Source organism: Balneolaceae bacterium, from assembly GCA_034521495.1.
GTDB lineage: Bacteria > Bacteroidota > Rhodothermia > Balneolales > Balneolaceae > Rhodohalobacter.
On record JAXHMK010000010.1, the window covers coordinates 649,250 to 670,380 of the forward strand.

A 21,131-nucleotide genomic window follows, 5' to 3' on the forward strand; every position below is an offset into this window, starting at 1 on the left:
AAAATAATTTATAAACTTAAATTAGATGCAAAAAATATGAACAAATTGGATAAGTTAGAACGTCGCTCATTTTTAAAAAAGCTTGGATTAACAACTACAGGCTTTTTTAGCACGCCTTTCTTAATAGGTAGTTTTAAAAAGAATAGGAATTATAAAACACTTGATCCTGGTCAAAAAGATAAAAGTACGTACTCCCAGAATGATCAAATTCAGTTAGCCTTAATAGGTGCCGGTAAAATGGGACAGGGTAATACCCAAGTGGCTCTTGAGCATAGTGGTGTAAAGCTTGCAGCTGTGTGTGATCTTTATGAAAGTCGCTTAAATAGATGCCAAGAGCTTTTTGGAAATGATATCGATACGACTATGGATTACAGGGAGGTATTGGATCGTGATGATGTAGATGCGGTTATCATAGCAACTCCTGACCATTGGCATAATACAATTGCTATAGATGCATTAAATAGTGATAAGGCAATTTATTTAGAAAAGCCTATGGTGCAACATATAGAAGAAGGCTATGGGATAATTGAGGCTGCTGAAGGAGGGCCACCCGTGATTGTAGGCAGTACCTCCACAAGTGATATTGTGTATCGTAAGGCTCGTGATTTATACAAAAATGGAGAAATAGGTGAGTTAAATTTAGTTGAATCTTATTATGATCGTTACTCTGCGATGGGAGCATGGCAATATTCCATACCACCAAGTGCCTCTACTGATAATGTTGCCTGGGATACTTTTTTAAAGGATCTTCCCGATAGGCCTTTTGATCCCAAGCGTTTTTTTAGATGGAGAAATTACCAGGATTATGGAACTGGAGTGGCAGGAGATCTTTTTGTGCATTTATTTTCTGGTATTCATTTGGTTACTGGGTCTAATGGGCCAAATCGAATCATGTCGACAGGCGGCTTGAGATTCTGGGATGATGGAAGAAATGTTCCAGATATTATGACGGGTATGTACGATTATCCTGAAACAGATAGCCATCCGGCCTTTAATCTAACTCTAAGAGTAAATTTTGCGGATGGGTCAGGTGGTGGACGCTTGATACGTTTTGTTGGTTCTGAAGGTGAAATTATAATAGATGGTGATGAAGTAACATTGCGGAAAGCTAAATTACCTGAAGCTCCTGGAATGAGTATTAATGAATTTGGGAAAGAAGTACGTGAGGAATACCGTGAATTTTATAATAACAAATATGGTAATATACGCCCCTCTTCGGTTGAAGCTGATCCAATAACCTATCGATCCCCCGATGGCTATAGTTCACGTTATGATCATTTCAAAAACTTCTTTGGGGCTATTCGAAATGATTCTGATATACTACAAGATGCCACTTTTGGACTTCGTGCGGCTGCACCGGCATTAGCAAGTAATTTAAGCTATTTTCAGAATGAAATTATTGAATGGGATCCTGATGAAATGAGACTTTTATAAACTACAATTGCTTATTTCCCAAAACATCTATAATGTTAATGTAAATTGAAATTATTAATGGATAAACTAAAATTGAAAGCTAATTTTAATAAAAAAAGAATTAATGTAATGACAATACTAAAAAAAATATGTACAATAGCATTGGTTTTTGGTTTTATTACCTCTATTGCCTTTGCCCAACCCGAGACCCCAGTAAGTCAATGGAGTGATAAAACTATCTTATTGGTTGGAGCTCATCCGGATGACGACTCTCGTTCTTATGGAACTTTATCAATGCTACAGGAAAATGGCAATGAGGTATATGTACTACTGTTGACAACAGGAAATGTAGGAACCAAGGATCCGGATATGAGTCGCTTTCGACTTGCAGAGATTAGAAATGGTGAAGAAATTCGAGCCCTAAATGAGATTGGGATACCTGAAGAAAATTATATAAATCTTGGTTACAATGACGGAATGCTTGAATTTGCTGACCGTGAGGAAGTTGTCCGTCGTCTTGTTAAATGGTACAGGGAAATTAAACCAGATGTTCTTTTTGCTTTTGACCCCGGCTATGGATATCAGAAATGGTTTAAGTCAGATCACCGCACGGCCTCCTATTTGGCTGTAGATGCAGCGCGAGCGGCGGAATGGCGATTAATATTTCCAGGACAGATTACACAAGATGGACTGGAAGCTCATTTAATCGAAGAGTACATGTTTTATAGAGGAGTTGAGAAAGATAAAAATACTTGGGTAGATATCTCTGGTGAACATGCTGATCGTAAATTTAATGCCGTGTCGATGCATGTTAGTCAATTTAGTTCAGCTTGGGATGATTATAATGGTATGGATTTGGAGGCGAAAGACTTGGAACCGGAGGCTCGTGATGCTTTTTTAGAAAATATGCGTAACCGTGTCTATGAGAATACAAAAGATGGTAATGTGGTTGAAGGATTTCGATACTACAAAGGAGTTCCTGATGGAATAGGTCACCGAGATTAACATTAGTTAAAACAACCCAACTGAGAAGTTTTTTACAATTCCTCAAGATAGTTATTTACTAAATCTTGAGGGCTTGTATCAATAAGTAATTCTACTGTTTTTTTTTAAATTTTATATTGGCTGTCTATGAAAAGAAAAGAATTCATAAAATTAGGATCTTCGGCACTTGCTTTTACAAGTACTTTTGGTTTATTAGCAACTTATAATCCAAATGTAAAAGAAAAAGATTTGTTTTTTAAAATATCGCTTGCTGAATGGAGTCTACATAACAACTTATTTGACGGAAAAATTGACAATCTTGATTTTCCGGCAATAGCTAAAAATAAATTTGATATTAATGCAGTAGAATATGTAAATCAATTTTTTAAAGACAAGGCAAAAGATACCGATTACCTGGATGAGCTTAACAGTCGGTGTAATGACTTAGGAGTTGAACAGGTGCTGATTATGGTTGATGGTGAAGGTGGATTGGCTGTGAATAATGATTCAGAAAGAACAAGGGCTATTGAAAATCATTATAAATGGGTTGAAGCTGCAGAGTATCTGGGTTGTCATTCTATAAGGGTTAATACTCGTGGAGATGGTACCCGATCTGAACAAAAAAAAGCAGCAATTGATGGTTTAGGTCGTCTGGCTACTTTTGCCAAAGACTATAATATAAATGTGATTGTAGAAAATCACGGAGGCTATTCATCAGATGGGGAGTGGTTAACAGATGTAATGCAGCAGGTTGATATGGAAAATTGTGGTACTCTTCCTGATTTTGGAAATTTTACCATATCAGAAGGAAATGAATATAATCGATATAAAGGTGTAGAACAAATGATGCCTTATGCTAAAGGGGTTAGCGCTAAGGCTATGAGCTTTGATGAAGAAGGAAATGAGAAAACAATTGATTATGAAAGAATGCTGAAAATTGTTAAAGAAGCAGGGTATGTCGGATATATTGGAATTGAATATTCAGGAGAGATAAGCGAATTTGAGGGTATTCATCTAACTAAAAGGTTATTAGAAAAAGTAGGCCAAGAAATTTCTAGCTAATGCTAATGTCACTATCAATTAACTTTATCACTGCTGTAATTGAAGCACGATAACCTTTTTTTGTTTCTTATATCCTTCGTTCGATCCATGACCTTGTAGTTTTCAAGAACCTCGAAAGGAACAATTGACTCCAGCGTTCATTTATTTTCGTATGTCAATGTACCGTTTCCACAATTCTCCAATAGCTCAAAATAAAAACTAGCGAACAATAACTGTACTTTAGACTAAATCGAAAATTTGATCAACTTTTTACTATTCAACAAGCCTACGTGCATCGTTCCGTGAGATAATAATATCTAATGATTGAATAAGTCATATTAAGCGCGTTCCGAAAATGCTTTTCCATCGGAATGAAGTTGAAATATGAGTTTTCGACACTCGTTCCGATCAAAAGAGTTCGAAATTGCGCCAACCAACTGACGATTGATTCTTAAGTCATTTAGATCGAATTCACGTTAATCATAATCAGGATTTTTAAATTAATTCATGGTTCCCAAATAGCAACGCCAACTCGAGAATCTGCAGTGCCATAATACAAGAACCATTTTTCATCAAAATAAACTAACCCTTCAAGAAAGGTAGTTCCATCTACATATTGTCCTGTTTTTTCGTAAGGCAGTTCAGGTTTTATAAATGGTTCATCGGTTCTTTTTAAAAGTTTCATAGGATCTTCTTTATCATACAATGCCTGCCCACCAGAATATAACTCGATCGCCTAAGTTAGGGTTTCCTGTTTCTTGATTATTACCGGCATTGTAAAATACCATTATTCCATCTTCAGTAAGAACAGGGGGCGGTCCGGCCTCAACTAACCAGGAATCAAAATAACCTTCCCTGGGACTTAAAACACTCATTAAAACCCCATTTTGATCTTCAACGGGAGTCCAATTAATTAAATCTGTGGATGTTGCGATCCAAATTTGAGGGACACCAAAATACATCCAGTATTTACCATTAACTTTTGTTGCTATCATTTTTCCATCCTTTAACCTTGAAAGAATTGCCCCCGATTTACTTTCCATATTCAAATATTTACCATTATAAGCATTTTCAAAGACTGGTCCATGTTTCGTCCATTCTTTTAAATCTTTTGATGTGGCAACTGCCAACCTTGGAGTATCATGGTCCCACTGTGTATATGTTAAGATAAAATCTCCATCCTTAGTTTCTACAATACGTGGATCTTCACACCCGCCTGGCCATTCATACTTTTTTTGATTGTCCTCTTTGGGATATAAAATTGGCTCTGATTGTCTTACATAGTTCATTCCATCTTCAGATACTGCTAATCCAATTCTGGATGTATGACCTCCTATGACCATTTCCCCAGTTTTATCTTCTGCCCTGTACAGAACATTGATTTTATCATCATAAACAATTGCGGCAGGGTTAAACGTAGCCATAGACTCCCATTTGACATCTCTATTTCTTAATGGACAATAAAAAGTAGTACTGCTATCAGGCGTAATAATAGGATTAATATTGGCTGGTTTTATAAATGGTCCCCAAGTCCATGATTGATTTTGACATAAAGCGTTATCTGATATCAAAAAAACTAAGAGCATAAATAACATATGATAACTATTTCTCATTTCTCTTAATCATATCGTTTCCATTTTATTAATTGCGGTGTAATTAAACTGAATATTTCAATTAATGACCATTATAAACTGATCAAAACTATCATAAATCTTAATTAACATTATTAGAGGGCTTTGAAATACCGGTATATTTCGACTTCGCTCCGCTGCGCTCAATAGGACGTCAGTTTGAGCGCAATGAGAAGGTACGACGAATGAAGTCGAAAACAAATGGTTGGTTCTGCAAAGCCCTCTATTAACAACTCTATAAAAAAACTCAAAAAGTAAGATAAATCAGAATTGATATAAAAAAGGCCTGCCATATAATGACAGGCCTTTGACCAGTATTATTAAGTTATGTATGAAAGGATTAGTATGCTGGATCCTGTGTCAATGCATCTTGAATATCAAGCTGGCTTTGTGGTAGTGGCCAATAGTCATCTCTATCAGAATCATAACTCGCCCCCTGCATAAAAGTTCTAAACTCACTATCCTCAGCTATGTAATTATTTAGCACTTCATCAGCTATACCCCAGCGTCTAAGTTGGAAAAACCGCTGACCTTCAGTCGCAAATTCAAGCCTATGCTCAAGTCGAACTGCTTTTCGAGCTTCTTCCTGCGAAGTAAACGCAGGATAAGGCTCAATATGATAGTTTGCCGCAGGTTGATTCCAATCGATATCTTCTTCCGCTGGTTGAGAGTCTAATGTATAGTCAGTAACACGTCCCATAACATAGTTACTGTTTTTAGCTCTTGTTCGGATTTGATTAACGAGTTGTCTCGCTTCTTCAAGTTCACCATCTTCTACATGGATTTCTGCTCTCCATAACAATACATGGGCATAACGAATTGCGCGGAAGTTACGCGGACTATCGAATCCACCACCTGCTGAATTACCACTAAATTCAGCCAGATAGAAGAATTTTTTAGTCATGTAAGGTCCACCATTACTTTGGGCTCGAATCCAATCATGCGCCTAGCATGGATACCATGCCCCATATAATCAACTCCTCGGCGGGCTAATTGTATAATCCACTCGTGGGATCAAGTAACATGATCAGTCGGTACAAATTCTTCGGCACTTCCCAAGCCCATATCATTGGCTAATGGATCGCGATCTTCTACGTCCAATACAGGCAGGCCGTTTTCAGTTGTTTGGAATGCTTCAAATAAATTTTGAGAAGGTTGATAAAATCCCCAACCAACACCGGCCGGACCTGCTTGATGTGCTGCTGGTCCACCTAGTAAAAGGTGATTTTCAACACCATTCTTGCGCAGTGGCTTGTATCTCAAAAATAGACTCGGCATTGTTTTCGGTATCCTGTCTGAAATTATCATCATAATTACCAACTAATTGAAAAGCTCCACTGTTAATAATTGCATCAAGTATTGGTTGTGCCTCATTTAACTCATTCTGAAACATATGAGCCTTAGCTTTTGCCGCCATTGCTGCATACATATCAGCTCTTCCAACATCACCATTTGGAGGTTCAGGACCTAAATTGTCGATTGCAAATTGAAAATCTGCCTCGATATCATCCCAACCCTCAGAATCATTAGGGACTTCACTGGGTGCTATATCTCCTAATTCAGCTGCAGTTTTGATATAAGGAATATTTTCAAAAACAATTGTTGCTTTAAAGTGATACCAAGCTCGCAGAAATTTAGCCTCAGCTTCAATCTCGGTTGCTCGGCTTTCAGACATGGCTGCTTCACTTTCTTGCAGGTTTGCGAGTATAGTTAATACTTCATTTGCTCGCGCGACTCCATTATATGTGTCTTCCCATCTTTGATCCATATACGCATTTGATGGATTCGACTCATACCTTTCTACATCATTAAAGGGGGATTGATCTCCAAATGTTGTTCCTTTGTAGGTATTATCAGAAGTTGCTGAACCCCAGACATAATCTACAGCCATTTCACCTCCAAATGTCGCATTTCCATTTAGCATATCGTATGCACCAATCAATAGTGATTCAACTGCCAGTGGGAGTTGTCATTACGGTTCCTGAAGCCTGTCCAGGCGGTTCGTTCATCAAAAAGTTATCGTCGCAGGATGGCAAAAATGTAATTGCTCCAATTATTATGATAACTATGAATAAATTAAATAATTTTGTGTATTTCATAATTTAGTTTTTAAAATTGTTAATAATGATTTTTTGAGCCGGTTAGTTATAAAGATACATCTACTCCAAACATAAGTCGTCTGCTTGAAGGCCATGCACCTCTGTCAATGCCCCTATTTGCTCCGTCAGTATTAACTTCTGGATCTAAACCAGAATATCCCGTTATAGTAAAGAGATTTGTTCCCTGTACATATAATCGAATATTTCTCACATTCTGCATGTTTAACACATTGTTCAGATCGTAACCTAAGCGTAACTGTTCCATTCGCAAATACGATGCATCTTCAACGAAATAAGTGGAAGGTAACTGACTATTACTGTCATTTCCTTCTATTTTTGGCATCTTTGCATTTTCATTATTATCCAAGTGCGGACTTCCCCACGAATTATAAAGCCTTCTTGTACTCCTATTCCCTTGAAATTGATTAAAATCAATCCAACGTCTTACATAGTTAACCATATCATTTCCATAACTGGCATATAAGAGTGTAGAAGCTGAAAATCCTTTATAGTCAAAGGAAAGCGTTAAGCCTGCTGTGAAATCGGGGTGTGGATCTCCTATATAGGTTCTGTCATCAGCATTAATGACTCCGTCACCGTTCACATCTCGATATTTAAATCGACCTTCTTCATTATATCCTCCAAATGCTTCTGGATGGCTATCCGCTTCTGCCTGGGTCTGAAAAATGCCATCAACAACATACCCGTAAAATTCAGGAAATTGAGTTCCTGTTTCAGCCTGGGTATAGAAATTTTCACGAAATGAAGATTCCCGAAGTACTTCTTCAGCCTGAGAAGAAAGTTGATTTATTTCGTTTTTATATCGGGATATATTAAAGCTGAAACCATACTGTAATTCATCACTCGTTGCAGTATTGGTATAGCCCACTTCAAAATCTATACCATTATTTTCCATCTCACCAACATTAATAGAAGGTGCAGAAGCTTGTCCCAAAATGTATGGTATCTGTTGCGGAAAGAGCATGTCTTCCGTGACTCTATTCCAAAAATCAACACTAAATTCCCAGTTCTCAAAAATAATTGCATCGAGACCTACGTTAGTGGTTGTTGTAATTTCCCATGCTACATTTGGGTTACCTAAACTTGCTTGATAAAAGCCTGCGCTACCTGCCCCTGTATTACCCCCGCTTATTGGATAAAAGGAGTTGTCTTGGGCTGATCCATACGTTGTAAAGGAATTATAATTACCAATTCGGTCATTACCTACTTGACCGTATCCAACACGGAGCATTAAGTTATCCAACCAATTGTCTGTAGACGACATAAAGTCTTCATTCGTTACTCGCCAAGCAAGAGACGCTGCTGGAAATACCCCATATCGGTTTTCTTCACCAAATCGAGATGATCCATCTCGCCTGACAACTGCTTCTAACAGATATTTATTATTGTAGGTATAACTAACTCGTCCGAATGTGGAGAACAGATTCCATTGACTGAAACTTCCATCGTTTTGTTGACTTTGTGCACCAGAACCAAGTTGCATGTAATCAGGATCCCGCGAGAAGAAATCTATACGAGAAGCATTTCTACAGCGATAATTATTTTGAATTGCTTCAACTCCCGCCAGCACTGTAACATCGTGTACACCCGCAAACGTATTCGTATATTCGGCGGTATTCGGTCCAGTTCCATTGCCTGCTGAAGTTAGCAGCTTCAGTAAGTCCATCAAATTGGTCCCGTTCAGCGTGTGCAACCTGAACATAAGTATAGTCTTTTATATCGTTGCCGCTGTAATTAAACCCTACATTTGTTCTTAAACGAATGTTTTCTGTAACATCGGCATTGGCAAAAACGCTACCTGAAAGATCTATACCATTTGTTTGATCATACTGATTGAAGTCAAGAGACCACAGACCATTTGTGCCGTTTCCTGTGTTTGAAGCTCTTGTTCCGCCATATGCACCCATAATATCATAAATTGGAACAATGGGCTGCATTCGGTATACATCAGATATAACAGTTGCTTCATTATTATTTGACTGATCTCCGTAATCTTCACTGTAGGTTAAACCTGCGTTTTCACCAATTGTTAACCAATCGTTAACGTCTACAGTTACATTTGAACGTAAATTATACCTGTCGTACCCGGTAAATTTAAGAGCTCCCTCCTCTTGCAGATACCCAAACTGGAAGAAATAAGTGGCATTTTCACTACCACCGTTCAAGCCGATATTATAATTCTGATAAACAGCATCTCGTGGAAACTGCGTCCATCCAGTCTGTGCCTTCCTTGTTTGCCCTCATGATAATGAAAGTGTCATCTCCATCCTGATGAGGCATTTGTCGGTCATATCAGACTCTCATCTACTGAACCTGTTACACCTGTCGGTAATATGTAATCAGGAATTACCGGTTGCATCACCATTACCATATTGAGGATGCGAGGGAGTGATGCCATCATTTCTATCACGCAACCATAACATTTCACCATATTCTTGGGTATTCAGCAGGTTATATTTGCTAGTAAATGAACTAACACCTCTTCTCACTTTTACGTTAACCTGAAGCGGCTGATTTTGCCGGCCACTTTTTGTAGTTACGAGAACAACACCATTTGCAGCTCGTGCACCATAAATCGCTTGAGAGGCGGCATCCTTCAAAATAGAAATAGATTCAATATCCTCAGGAATTACTGTAGCTCCTGGAACACCATCTACAACCCAAAGAGGCTCATTATCGTTAATCGTTCCTAATCCCCGAATACGTATGCTGGCTCCTTCTCCCGGAGTACCGGACTCTACTGCCTGAACACCAGAAGTGGTACCCTGCAAGGCCGAGGAAGCATCTGTAACACTGATATTCTCCAAATCTTGAGAACTTACAGATGAAATTGACCCTGTTACTTCTCCGGCAGCCTGCGTTGCATAGCCAACAGCTACAATTTCATCTAATTGATTGACTCCCTGCTCCAATGCAACGTTTATTTCTTGGCGTCCATTAACCTCAACGGTTTGCGTGGCATAGCCAATAAATGAAAAGGATAAAACTCCATCAGATGGTACGGTAATTGTGTAATTACCATCAATGTTTGTAGAAGTTCCTCTATTCGTCCCTTCCACAGCAATATTCACACCGGGTAGTGTCTCATCTGTAGTAGCATCTACAACAGTTCCACTAACTTCGATTTGTTGTGCTGTTGCTGTTATAGTATTAAAGAAGAAAAATACTATAAAAAAGAAGACAGACACTGCAGTCCATTTGTTCAAAGTATTGTTTAGCTCCATATTAATATGAGTTAATTGTTATGATTATGATTTTGTTCTTAAAAGTTGACAAATGGATTAAGTTCAATCCATTCGGCATTTGAACTGTAGACAAAAAAGTACTTTTAAACCAAAGAGTCAATAAAATTGAAAATTAAATTCGAAACATTTTTGTTATTGATAAGTCTTGGTTCAAAAATCATTTTTGAAAAGCGAATATATAAGAGAAGTATACCAACATTATTATCGAAAGAGGTAATTGTTAAGGGTCTTATTTCTATTAGAATGTTATAAAATCTTTATAACATTTTGCTATAAATAGTTAGGTTAGCGAGTATTATAAATAATCAAAAAATTATGTTGCCTTCAGTTTCTTGTACATTTAAAGTAGATGAATCCTAAATCAGTCCAGAAGAATTCCCAGAGGCCGTGGATGGAGTACTTCGGGAAAGACTATCGCTTGTTCCATTTCTAAACGCCAAGATGAAATTTATACTGAGATTGTCTCTAATGCCTGAAAAACACTTCAACGCGTCATAGGTGGAAAGTAGAACCTGCCAGCTGATCCAGATCCATAGCGACATATAAGGTGGTTATGATGGAGTGGTAGATGTTGGAATTAACAAGAATCACCGAGTCCAGGATGGCCACGAGGAATTTGCAAATTCATCCAGTCAGATTAATGGAATTGCACCCCGTATAATCCGTTTGTTTCATCAGACACTATATTTGTCAGTACTTATTTAATCAGAAGACTTTCTCAAAAAGATAGGAGTGTCATTATTTATTCCGATAATAATCAATTGATAGTTTTTGCCAACTCTTACACTTTTAATTTCTCGTATTTCCCCCCTCACCTTTAAACTAATAGGTTTTGGTTCTAAATTTTTCTCTGACTTACCTTCTAAATACCAGCCATAACTTGCATCATAACGTCCCCCATAGACCGGACGAACTTTATGTAAATTTCCTCCGGCTATTATATCTAAGTTTTCACCTCTATTTAAATTAGGAGTATAAAAAGAGAATATTGGAGCCGACTGCATCTCAACAGGCAACGGATCCGTCTTAAATAAACCATTACCCTGATTCTCAAAGTAAACAGATGCCAGGCTGGTAACCTTACGTTGTGGTACTTTCTCTAATTGTCTCCTACCAAATATGTCAATCAATGATTTATTAGCATAGGATTCATATGTAGGAAACCGATTTCGGAGAACGGCAATATTTTGAACTAACTGGTATAATGGTACAACTGGGTATACAATAGTGTCTTTAGTATAGCCAATGATAGGATCGGTATTGCCCAACCCTGTAAAATTAGCTGCATACATTATTAGAGGTTTTTCTTCAGATACCTGGAAAGGAGTGTTAAGACCAATATTGCCTGCTAATATGTCAACATCACCATCAGAATCCATATCGGACAAATGAAGAGTCTGCCATAAACCGGAAGGAGATATAAAGGACTCATCTTTTACAAATTTACCATTAATATTTTTAAAAACTGTTACAGGCATCCAATCTCCTGCTACAACAAGATCTAAGCGACCGTCACCAGTGATATCTGCTTTTTTTGCGTCGCTAACCATTCCGACATTTTTTAAACTTGAGCCAACCGAATCCGTCACATTTTCAAATGTTCCATCTCCATTATTTTTAAGAAAATAATGGATTGGATCTTCTCCATAACTTCTTGGAACTGAGCGACTACCAATGAATAAATCATCATTCCCGTCATCATTAAAATCGATTGGTAAAACTACGGACCCGTTGCTTGTGAAGTTGGGCAGAGAACCAATATCATATGTAAAATCTCCATTACCATCATTAATATATAATCGATCAGATAGGAATTCATCATTCTGACTGCTCCTCTCATTTACTCCACTTACAACATAAAGATCTAAATAGTCATCACCATTTGCATCGAAAAATTCAGCGTCAGTATCTTCAGAATAAGCATGTTTATTGAAAATGTTTATTTCCTGCTTTATGAATTTTTCATCATTTCGCTGTAAATAAATGGAGCCACTTTGTTCAGCAGCTCCCCCAAAAAATATATCCTCTAGTCCATCCCCATTAATATCAGCAACTGCTATGGCAGGTCCTAATTCTGATAACTGGTAAGGCATAAATGGTTGCAAGCTGAAAGCATCATAAGTGTCTTCTTGATGACGATAAACTGGCAATAAGGGGCTTGAAACTTCTTTGAACGGAGATGAGTAAGACTCTTTTTCTATTTCTTCCTCTTTTTCTACTTGATCTTCTGTAATGGTAAGTAGCTGGTTAGTAGAAATATTTTTGTATAAGGTTTTTTTCCCGGTAGGCCAATTAATTTTCAGACTATCGATTTTCTCAACTTCGCCCAAACCGAAGAACAGGCGTGAATCAACTGAAGATTGAAACCCACGGGTTGGATACAACTCTAAGGCTTGGTAACCATTATCTGTATAAACAATAGCTTTGCTGCCAATGCCTTTTGAATTCTTTCCGCTTCCCTCAAGCTTCAATGTTAGATAACTTGTGCTATCTTGTTCAATTGTCATATTCTGGTAAAGAGAAGCAACTGAATTTACGTTATTTATGACTAAATCCAGATCACCGTCATTATCTAAATCTCCATATGCTGCACCATTTGAATAAGTAGGTGTAGTAAATCCCCATTTTTCCGTCTGATTCGAAAATTGAATTGAACCTTTATTTCGATAAGCAAAGTTAGGAATTTTAAGTTGAGGCATACTATCTATCACTGATATATTTTCGTCTGTTATGCCCATATTCAGTGAACGCTGTATTGAGCTTTGTCTAACCATGGTAAGGTAATCCATATTGTTAGGTCGTCGGTAGATTCCATTCGTAACAAAGAAATCCTTTAACCCATCATTGTCCATATCAAAAAGCAAACCTGACCAACTCCAGTCTGTGGCATGAACACCGGCCATTTGAGCAATTTCTGCCAACATGGGAATAGAGCTACTATCTTGACCAATATTTAATTGTAGGGTATTCCTTATAAGCTGTGGGTGATAACCATATTCTCGTTGAAGAGAATATAGCTCATAAGGTTCGCTGCTTATAGATGTTTTAAGTCTTTTTTCAGTATATGGCAGCATATCTACTACAGCAATATCAGGCTTGAGATCGTTATTTATATCTGCTATATCACTGCCCATGGAAGCACGACTGGTGTGCCCTGCACTTATTTGCAACACATCATTAAACGTACCATTTTTTTCATTTAGATATAGATAATCATGTTCATGAAAATCATTCGTTACATAAATATCAGGATAATGATCTCCATTTATATCACTAACCGATACATTTAATCCGTATCCCAACTGTGTGCTATGAATTCCTGCTTCTTTGGTGACATCCACAAATTTTCCATCATCATTACGATACAAGCGATCACCCCCTTTAGGACTATGAATATTCTGCTGATCGCGGGGTTGAAACGAATCTTGATTATGTATTGAATGGTTTACCAAAAACATATCAAGGTCACCATCTCTATCCATATCAAAAAATGTTGCTTGCTTTGAATACCCACTGAAAGCAAGTCCATATTCTTCCGCTCGTTCTATAAAAGTATAATCCCCGTTGTTTATAAATAGTTGATTACGTCCACTTTTATTTAGGTAATCAACATTGCATATATATATGTCAAGCCATCCGTCTCCATTAATATCAACCATTGTTGTGCCTGTTGTCCAATCTCCGGATCCTCCGACTCCGGCTTGGTCTGTAATATCTCTAAATTTAAAATCCCCTTCATTCAAATACAGACGGTTCTTTCCCATATTAGCTGTTAAATAAATATCGGGCAAACCATCTCCATTTATATCTCCTATTGACACTCCACCTCCATCATAAAAATAAAGATAGTTAATGATATTAAAATCCGGCGTCTGTTCTATATGATTAAAGAAAGTAATTTTGCTTTGATCAGAATGGATCTTTTTGAACCGTGGTTCTTGTTGTTGATGGTAACAAGAGAATAATAATACTAGAAATCCAACTATAATTAGTAGTAACAAATAAAATTTTGAATTCATAATAACTTAAAATATTAATCTTCTACCTTATCCAAATTTATAACTTCCACATCCTGAATTTTTCCCGAGTCAATCGCAAAACGTACAATCGTTCTGTATACCTGGAAACCCTGTTTACCTGCTGCACCGGGATTCATATAGAGCATTTTGTTGAGCGAATGATCTCTTGCTATTTTTAAGATATGCGAGTGGCCGCAAATAAAAAGATCCGGGGTATTATTTTCAATCTCCCGGCGGATGGGAATACAGTAGCGGCCCGGGATTCCACCAATATGAGTCATCCAAACATCCACCCCATCGCAATCAAATCGTTGGTGGAGCGGATATTTAGTTCGAATATCATTCCCGTCAATATTGCCGTACACCCCAATAACCGGTGCAATCTCTTCCAGCGCCTTTGAAATTTTAAGATTTCCAAAATCACCGGCGTGCCATATTTCATCCCGATCCGAAAAAAATTCACTAATTTGGGGGTCGAGATAATTATGTGTATCTGCTATAAGTCCTATCTTTCTCATGCTATGGTATATAATATCTATAGGATATGATAGGAATCATGAGGAAGCTTGCAAAACATTTCAAAAAAATTTTCAAATTATTTTTACACCGTGAAACATTCAGTCAGCATTATTATTGTAACCTGGAATGCATTGAATCATCTTCGGAAATTTCTGCCATCTGTTGCGGCAACAAACTATACCAATTTTGAGATAATTATCGCTAATAATGCCTCTGATGATGGAACTGTAAACTGGGTTGAAGAGAATTATCCGGATTGTAAAGTGATTACATTCGACCGGAATTATGGCTACGCAGCGGGAAACAACCGGGCTGTAAAATATGCATCGGGAGAAATACTCATTTTCCTCAATAATGATGTCCAAACAGATCCCAACTGGCTCATTGGTTTAAACAATGTGTTTCAAGATCCTTCTGTCGGTATCGCTCAGCCAAAATTACGGTCAGCACAAAACAAGGACTATTTTGAGTATGCCGGTGCTGCCGGTGGTTTTATCGACTGGATGGGATATACATTTTGCAAGGGAAGATTAATGAATCATGTTGAAAAAGATGCAGGACAATATGATACCTCCGGTGATATCTTTTGGGCGTCGGGAGCGGCTTTTGCCATTCGAAAAGAACTGTTTCAAAAAAGCGGGGGATTTGATGAAGATTTTGAATTCCATATGGAAGAGATTGACCTCTGTTGGCGCTGTTTAAAACGTGGTGAAAAAATCAGGTATGTACCCGGCAGTGTAGTTTATCATCTTGGAGGAGGCTCATTAGCTCATGGATCACCAAGAAAAGTTTTCTACAACTACAGGAATAATCTCCTGATGCTGCTGAAGAACCTGGATCGATTCGTTATACCAAAACTTTTATTTCGTTTAATTTTGGATGGCATCTCCGGTATTCGAACTCTATTCAAAGGAAATCCAGCCGAGACATGGGCTATTATCAGAGCTCATTTTTCTTTTTACAGGATGATTCCAGAGACATTGAAAAAGAGAAAAGCTTTAAAACACTCTTCAACATCAAAAACACCAGAATCGTTAGTGATGCATCATTTACTGATTGTCGAATATTTTTTAAAGGGAAAGCAGACATTTGATGAGTTGGATTTTACTCCTGATGAGTAGAAATGAAGTTTGGCTCGCTGAACCGAAACAGAAAAATGACTGAGATATGTTATAATATTTTACTTGTTCCGAAGGTCTCCTTCGTATCTGTTTAGCGATTGAAAAGTGACCTTGAAGCGTCTGGAGCCTGCCTGCGCTAAAGCTTCGGTAGACAGGCAGAGCGTAAGTCCTTCAAGCGTCACGTTTTCAGTAATACGACCGAACGCTTCAAGGAGCTTCATTCCATTACGCACGCTTGAAGGTTCTTCTACCGTTGAATAGAGAACCTTGTAGAGTATGGAATTCCGATATGCGATTGGAGATATTCGATCTCAGATATACGATTTGAACCTCTTCTTCTAAATCTGCGATCGAATATCGCATATCTCCAATCTGAGATCAAAAAAATTCTGTTTTCAGCCGCTAAACAGATACGAAAGCGGTCAGACGGGTATCTTTATAGCTGGCGCATCAAACACTGGCACAAGTCTTCGTACGTGTTTAACGATTTGTGGAACGGTAGACCGCCGTCTACACATGTAGGGAAGGGAGGTTGCAAGAAAATCAGAGACAAGAGAAAGAGGTCTCTATTACCGTCTGCTTTAGCTGACGAAAATATAAGAGCAAGGATTACGTTGGCTTTAGCCAAGTTTGGCTTCACTCGGATTCTTCACCAAGAGATGTGGCTAAAGCCACTCGATTTCTGACCGTTCGCTTGCCCGTCAGCTAAAGCAGACGGTAATAGATATTGAAACAAATAATGAACTACCTCGGGGCAGAGCCCACGAGGTATCAACTTATAATCCAAATTTTTTTAACAATCTATGCACTTATTGTGAAGTGTCCCCCTTCGAAGGGGGCAATGGGGGATGATCATTTATGCTTCAGAACCAAGACTTTGTCAATTCAAAACTCAGATAGTCATCCCCCAGCTCACTCTGTTCGCTTCCCCCTTCGAAGGGGGAATTTAGTCTTTTTCCGACCCAGAGGGTCGGGGAATTAAACCACTTTAGATTAAAAACCTGTTAATCTGACTTAAGCTAAAAGTCGCTCTGACTTATTGTGGACGATCACTTTTTTAAACGCTAAACAAGTACCGAAGGTCTCCTTCGGAACACTGCGTCTGGAAGCTCTGCTTCTGATAAAATGTCTGAGCCTGGCTCTACGAAGCTTTAGCGTAGTTGATGACGAATCGTATGAGCTCAATACCAGAGCTTCGGATTGGCATTCCGCCCCGAATGGATGGCCATGCCAAAGGAGGACCTTCGGAACGAGTAAAAGAATGGGTAAACTCTCATTTTGATTGGTAGAAAAAAATGTGTCCAAACGATTGGAATCATCGGAGTACACGTTTGTGCCCATAATTATGGGCACGTGAGCACGAGCGAGACGCTCGCGCCATAAGACTCGTATTACTTTAAGAGATTTCGGCTGACGATTGTCCCGTAGGGTTCTCTTTGAGGCAACTTGGAAGTGTCACATCCCGAGGCTTCGGACCACTATTCAGCGAACTCTGGAAGGACCTATCGGACTCTTCCAGGTTCTCAGTTAATTCTTCATAAATCCATGTGAAACATACTCTAACGCCATATAAAGTGCCGAGTGCCAGTATTCCCAGTCGTGACCGCCATCACGAACTCTGAACTGCAGCGGAATTCCCTTCTGCCTCATCTCCTCCACGAAAGCGATGTTGGCATCAAACAGGAAATCGTCATCACCACAATCCACAAACCATCGAATCGATTTCAACTCTTCGACCGTTTCTTCATCTGCATTTGCTACAAAATTTACGGCACTCTCTTCACGAACGGTTCGGTTGAGTTCCCGGAATTTTGGATCATCCTGGTTGAGCCCCTCCCCTTCTCCGAGGGTCATCAGAGCACTCATCGCATAAACCGTTGAAAATTTATCTGGATATTTCTGACCATAGACAGTTGCACCACCGCCTCCCATCGAAAGTCCTGCAATTGCGGTGTTTTCTTTCCCGGTTTTCACCCGGTAATTCTCTTCGATATAGGGCATGAACTCATTAAAGAAATAATCTTCGTACGGCCATCCCTCCATGTTAAAATATCCGTCCCATTCAGTTCCGCCATCCGGCATTACGATGATCATTTCAACGGCCTTGTCTCCGTCAATCAAGCGGTTGGCTACATCCTGTACGTGTCCGCGCTCTACCCAATCTTTGTGATCTCCAAAAACGCCATGCAGCAAATACAATACTGGATAGGTTCTGTTTTCATCAACCGTATAGCTTTTTGGCAGATAGACGGAGTACCCCCGCTCCACGCCAAGGACTTCGCTTGTCATTGATTCAATTTTGGCCTCACCCTGTGGTGGTGCTTCCGGCATTTGGGCCGTTGCTGATTGAGTAAGAGCTACCAGTATTGCTGATAAAACGATTTTCTTAAATTTCATTTGTTAATTCAGTGGGTTAATTAAAGTTGGTTTTGAATTTTATCTATTCCTAATTCATCCTTTCCATGTAGATTCTGTTAAGCAACTCAAGACGCTCTTTCATCGGAACTGTTGACACATGGATATTATCGCCAAAATAGATGGTTTGATAATCTCCGGATTCTGCTTGTGGCCACTCTGGTAAACCTTCGCCATTGGGATCGCCATCCTCTGCAAAACTTGCCCAATATGATGACATCGTTTCAGCCAGCTTGTAATCTATCTCTTCCCACGGGCGATCACTGGTATGAAGCGTGTTATAAGCGTAGGGAACTTCACCGGTATGAAAAGCACCAAAATCCTGCTGTTGATCTGTATATGGCAGATCTCGAGTGAAGTGATAGAGATAGACGGGAGAATCACCGGTTTGATTTTGCATTTGTGCCCATTTCCAGTTTTGCAACCCAAAGGTATTCAACATGCTAAGATCTTTTTGAGATCTCTGAGCTTCAGAGTCCGTTCCGGCAGGAAACAGGTCCAGAACTTCATCTGCATATTCTCCAAACTGGTCTTTTATATTCTGCCGAAATTGCCCGGTGGTAGGCGGCGGACCAAATGAGAAGCCTTCATCTTCATTCCAACCGGTCAGCAGTGGTACATCATTGTAATTTCCTTCAACAAAAAGTGTATAAATTGATTTGGGAATCACATATCCATCAATGATTGGAGAGCCAAACTGTCCTTGTGCGCTCAAAATTGAATCAGCCGGTAATTCTCGCAGTTCAGAAATTCCAGAAACTCCGAGTAATGAGTCAGCCTCCTGCCCTCTCTCTTCAGCACTGCTCAATGAATTGTCCATCGTCAAGCGTGCTGCAGGCAACAAGGCCGCACCGCTTTCTGCGATGGCTCCGTGGAAGAGTCCGCTGGCCAACGGCGAGGCTACCAAATAATTCACACTAAATGATCCGGCCGATTGTCCCGCAATCGTCACCCGATTTGGATCTCCTCCAAAATTGGAAATATTGTTTTGCACCCACTTTAACGCTGCAATCTGATCCATCAACCCATAATTTCCCGAAGCATCGTTGGGAGACTCCTCTGTCAACTCAGGATGTGCCAGGAATCCAAACATCCCTACACGATAATTAATGGTTACAAACACCACATCTTTTTCGGCCATCTTTTCGCCATTGTAGATTGGAACCGAACCCGCACCACTGCTAAATCCACCTCCATGGATAAACACAATTACAGGTCGATTGGCATCAGCTGCCCCTTCTTTTGTCCAGATATTTAAATTCAGGCAATCCTCACTCATATTTCCCGCAGGGGCAATGAACTCTTGGGTCCACATTGAGAATGGAACCGGATCATCCTGCATACAGATGGGGCCAAAATTGCCAGCATCTAATGTATCCTCCCATTCATCAGCGGGCTGAGGAGCTTTCCATCGTAAATCATCAATCGGAGCTTTTGCATATGGAATTCCTTTGTATGAATAGATGGCGGATTCTGAATCATAAGTACCTTCAACTGTACCTTTATCAGTGTCGACAAGAGTCTCAATATTTTTTGTAGGTTCACATGCTTGAAATAAGAACAGAAAGAGGATCAGGTATCGAAAATAATTCATAACCGATTTACTAAAGATTGGTCAACCTGTATATATTATTGTTACAGTATTAAACAATAGTAAATATTTAAAATCCAGATAACAAAAATAATTGTAGAATTTTGATTAAAGTGGTTTAATTTTATAAATCTTTACATTCATCGATGTTTAAATAACCCGGCTGTCACGCTGAATCATTTACTTAAAAATACCGACTGGCAATCCATCCTCAGAAAATGGTGGGCTACTATTATTCTGATACCGTTCATGCTGTACCAGATTCACCAGGCTTATTGGACACTCAACTTCAATATTTTTTTCAGCATCACCTATTCATTTCCCTTTCCTGTAAATATTGAGAAGTTTCTGGTAAGCAATTTTTTATTGATTGTACACGAGGCCGGTCACACATTCTTCAGTATTTTCGGATCACGTATTTTTACTATTCTCGGAGGGTCTCTGAATGAAATTCTACTTCCTCTGTTGATTGTCATTTTCACCCTCATCAATCGATACATACAAGGCTCACAATTTTCTCTCTATCTTTTCGGAACAGCCTGGTTTAGTGTGGCTTTTTATGCGGCCGACGGAGCGCAGCGACAATTACCTCTCATTGGAAATCTTGGGAAAGAATCACACGATTGGCATAATCTTCTGAGACATTATAATCTGCTGGAATATGATGGCTCAGTTGCTCTCACATTTATGATAATCGGGATCATACTATATGTAGCCGCACTTTCAGTTCCAATTTGGCTAAAAAGTTATGAAACGGCAGATCTCGATCTGAACTTATAGTTGACCCGGATTATGCACCAAGAAATTTGGTTGTACACAAGGCGAAGAGGAAATGGTGACGGAAGGGTACCTGAGTACCCTGAGTATAGCATTTCAACTTCAACGCAGTGCACGGGCAAATTTCGTAGCCATTTACCACAACACTCAAAATTGAGCTACCATCATTTTCCCATACAAAAAAAACATCAGTAACTTAACTTCTATTTTATACTTTTTCGTGAATGATTCGGGTTAAATTAACAGTTGGTGAAC

General features: G+C 39.0%; 17 protein-coding genes. 5 read left to right on the plus strand and 12 right to left on the minus strand.

What is annotated here, in order from left to right; all coding sequences use genetic code 11:
• Nucleotides 1-45: 45 nt before the first annotated feature.
• The 3 genes from U5K72_11715 to U5K72_11725 all read left to right on the plus strand — a co-directional run bounded on the left by U5K72_11715 (nt 46) and on the right by U5K72_11725 (nt 3,459).
• On the plus strand, nt 46-1,434 hold the full coding sequence (locus U5K72_11715) for a Gfo/Idh/MocA family oxidoreductase (GenBank protein MDZ7719473.1): 1,389 nt from the start codon (nt 46-48) through the stop codon (nt 1,432-1,434).
• Nucleotides 1,435-1,491: 57 nt separating this feature from the next.
• Nucleotides 1,492-2,418 carry a PIG-L deacetylase family protein gene (locus tag U5K72_11720; GenBank protein MDZ7719474.1) on the plus strand — a complete coding sequence of 309 codons (927 nt, stop codon included), beginning with the start codon at nt 1,492-1,494 and terminating at the stop codon, nt 2,416-2,418.
• A gap of 126 nt (nt 2,419-2,544) precedes the next feature.
• On the plus strand, nt 2,545-3,459 hold the full coding sequence (locus U5K72_11725; GenBank protein MDZ7719475.1) for a sugar phosphate isomerase/epimerase family protein: 915 nt from the start codon (nt 2,545-2,547) through the stop codon (nt 3,457-3,459).
• Between the two features lie 484 nt (nt 3,460-3,943).
• Here U5K72_11725 and U5K72_11730 read toward each other — a convergent pair whose 3' ends face one another.
• The 10 genes from U5K72_11730 to U5K72_11775 all read right to left on the minus strand — a co-directional run bounded on the left by U5K72_11730 (nt 3,944) and on the right by U5K72_11775 (nt 14,971).
• Nucleotides 3,944-4,123 carry a hypothetical protein gene (locus tag U5K72_11730; GenBank protein MDZ7719476.1) on the minus strand — a complete coding sequence of 60 codons (180 nt, stop codon included), beginning with the start codon at nt 4,121-4,123 and terminating at the stop codon, nt 3,944-3,946.
• 13 nt (nt 4,124-4,136) lie between these two features.
• Nucleotides 4,137-4,862 (minus strand): glycoside hydrolase family 130 protein, encoded by a 726-nt coding sequence (locus U5K72_11735; GenBank protein MDZ7719477.1) that lies wholly within the window; start codon nt 4,860-4,862, stop codon nt 4,137-4,139.
• 547 nt (nt 4,863-5,409) lie between these two features.
• A complete protein-coding gene (locus U5K72_11740) occupies nt 5,410-6,003 on the minus strand; it encodes a RagB/SusD family nutrient uptake outer membrane protein (GenBank protein MDZ7719478.1) in 594 nt (197 codons plus the stop codon).
• Nucleotides 6,004-6,083: 80 nt separating this feature from the next.
• Nucleotides 6,084-6,332: a hypothetical protein gene (locus tag U5K72_11745; protein MDZ7719479.1), complete on the minus strand. Its 249-nt coding sequence runs from the start codon at nt 6,330-6,332 to the stop codon at nt 6,084-6,086.
• Nucleotides 6,298-7,011 carry a RagB/SusD family nutrient uptake outer membrane protein gene (locus U5K72_11750; GenBank protein MDZ7719480.1) on the minus strand — a complete coding sequence of 238 codons (714 nt, stop codon included), beginning with the start codon at nt 7,009-7,011 and terminating at the stop codon, nt 6,298-6,300. The genes U5K72_11745 and U5K72_11750 overlap by 35 nt, the downstream gene beginning before the upstream one ends.
• 203 nt (nt 7,012-7,214) lie before the next feature.
• Nucleotides 7,215-8,855: a SusC/RagA family TonB-linked outer membrane protein gene (locus tag U5K72_11755; GenBank protein MDZ7719481.1), complete on the minus strand. Its 1,641-nt coding sequence runs from the start codon at nt 8,853-8,855 to the stop codon at nt 7,215-7,217.
• Nucleotides 8,743-9,354 (minus strand): hypothetical protein, encoded by a 612-nt coding sequence (locus tag U5K72_11760; GenBank protein ID MDZ7719482.1) that lies wholly within the window; start codon nt 9,352-9,354, stop codon nt 8,743-8,745. Before U5K72_11760 ends, U5K72_11755 begins: the two co-directional genes overlap by 113 nt.
• Nucleotides 9,355-9,528: 174 nt before the next feature.
• Nucleotides 9,529-10,413 carry a carboxypeptidase-like regulatory domain-containing protein gene (locus tag U5K72_11765; GenBank protein ID MDZ7719483.1) on the minus strand — a complete coding sequence of 295 codons (885 nt, stop codon included), beginning with the start codon at nt 10,411-10,413 and terminating at the stop codon, nt 9,529-9,531.
• A gap of 722 nt (nt 10,414-11,135) precedes the next feature.
• Entirely contained in the window at nt 11,136-14,453 is a 3,318-nt protein-coding gene (locus U5K72_11770) for a VCBS repeat-containing protein (GenBank protein ID MDZ7719484.1), read from the minus strand.
• Between the two features lie 14 nt (nt 14,454-14,467).
• Nucleotides 14,468-14,971, minus strand: coding sequence for a metallophosphoesterase family protein (locus U5K72_11775; GenBank protein MDZ7719485.1), 504 nt, complete (start codon nt 14,969-14,971; stop codon nt 14,468-14,470).
• Nucleotides 14,972-15,061: 90 nt separating this feature from the next.
• Between U5K72_11775 and U5K72_11780 the strand changes: the two genes are divergently transcribed.
• Nucleotides 15,062-16,093, plus strand: coding sequence for a glycosyltransferase family 2 protein (locus tag U5K72_11780; GenBank protein MDZ7719486.1), 1,032 nt, complete (start codon nt 15,062-15,064; stop codon nt 16,091-16,093).
• Nucleotides 16,094-17,620: 1,527 nt separating this feature from the next.
• On the opposite strand, the gene U5K72_11785 is transcribed toward U5K72_11780, so the two are convergent.
• The gene (locus tag U5K72_11785) at nt 17,621-18,490 is read right to left on the minus strand and encodes an alpha/beta hydrolase family protein (GenBank protein ID MDZ7719487.1); all 870 of its coding nucleotides are present in this window, start codon (nt 18,488-18,490) and stop codon (nt 17,621-17,623) included.
• 49 nt (nt 18,491-18,539) lie between these two features.
• Nucleotides 18,540-20,102, minus strand: a complete 1,563-nt coding sequence (locus U5K72_11790; GenBank protein MDZ7719488.1) for a carboxylesterase family protein — start codon at nt 20,100-20,102, stop codon at nt 18,540-18,542.
• Nucleotides 20,103-20,348: 246 nt separating this feature from the next.
• On the opposite strand from U5K72_11790, the gene U5K72_11795 reads away from it, so the two are divergent.
• Nucleotides 20,349-20,879, plus strand: coding sequence for a hypothetical protein (locus tag U5K72_11795; protein MDZ7719489.1), 531 nt, complete (start codon nt 20,349-20,351; stop codon nt 20,877-20,879).
• Nucleotides 20,880-21,131: the final 252 nt, after the last annotated feature.